The organism is Mesorhizobium sp. WSM4848, from assembly GCF_055811375.1.
In genome coordinates, this window is sequence record NZ_JBVVPX010000103.1 from 1 (window position 1) to 1,034 (window position 1,034).

Below are 1,034 nucleotides of genomic sequence, written 5' to 3' on the forward strand. Positions count from 1 at the left end.
TGACCAACAGCCGGCCGCCGGGCCTAACCAGCAAACGGGGTAGGTTCGCCGGCTGGGAAGACTGTAGGCCGCTCAAGCATCGCTGCTAACTTAGCAAAACGGCTGTGCTCGGTTCCTCTAGCCCTAAAATCGGATGAGCCTAGACTCGGTTCCATGAGTGGGTGTCGGGCAGGCTTGTTCAACGCTTTAGTCAGAACGCGCATTTCTTGTATTTAATGGCACCAACCATCGCATCAAAGCGCTCAAAGTGGGTTGCGTCGATGATGCGGAATGACCATGAAAACTTCCGGGATACAACAGCGTCCGCACAGGTTAATAGGGCGGAGAAGCGGTCGTTCTCCTCGTTGACTTGCGAGATCGTGCAGGTGCCCCCAACCGGGCCCTTTCCCTTGTTGCCGGTAATGATGAAACCGTCCTCGGACGCATAGGTACGGTCCTTGAAGCGGACTTTCCCCTGGATCTTCTCGAACACCCTCGTGCAGTCGGTGCGTTCCCGGACCCAGACGCCTTGCAAAACCTCAAGAGCATCGGCCCATGCTACGGATGCGCTAGCGGCGAAAAGTGCCGATCCCAGGAGCAGTGCTGCCTTCGAACGATTGGACCGCCATCTCAGTGCTGCTATGACGAGGTGCATCAGGAATCTCCAAAGCGGTTTCAGTTGATGCCCCTCCAACCGCAAAAGCGGAAGTCACTAGAAAGCTTTTACCGGCAGAATGTTGAACGACTAGGCCACTAGCTTTGGTTCGATGCAAGCTTCCTCCGAATTGCGCTAATGGCGTTGACGATCGCCTCCGCTGCCTGGCGGTTGCAACATCCAGGCGGCCTTCTGTCGTCTGGATTGAGAGGATTCCGAGATTGCCGATCTTGTCCGTGACCGTTCCGACATGAATCTCTGTCGCCACATAAGGCGGCTTTTCCATAGGACCCATCGCTTACCTCCTGGTAGCGGTGTGCTGCTGGAGATCTCTCCTTTGACAACTCCCAAGGGCAGCATCGCGCCGATCTGGCGCAAAGGCAAGCCAGAGCAATCCGCA

The 1,034-nt window shown here is 56.3% G+C and carries 1 protein-coding gene; it reads right to left on the reverse strand.

Annotation, left to right across the window (positions count from 1 at the left end; translation table 11 throughout):
* Positions 1-190: 190 nt before the first annotated feature.
* The gene (locus AC0L16_RS33455; protein WP_077379126.1) at positions 191-634 is read right to left on the reverse strand and encodes a hypothetical protein; all 444 of its coding nucleotides are present in this window, start codon (positions 632-634) and stop codon (positions 191-193) included.
* Positions 635-1,034: the final 400 nt, after the last annotated feature.

Bases quoted from the DNA above. Each gene is read 5' to 3' on its own strand.
- AC0L16_RS33455 (WP_077379126.1), bottom strand. From the start codon at position 634: ATGCACCTCGTCATAGCAGCACTGAGATGGCGGTCCAATCGTTCGAAG.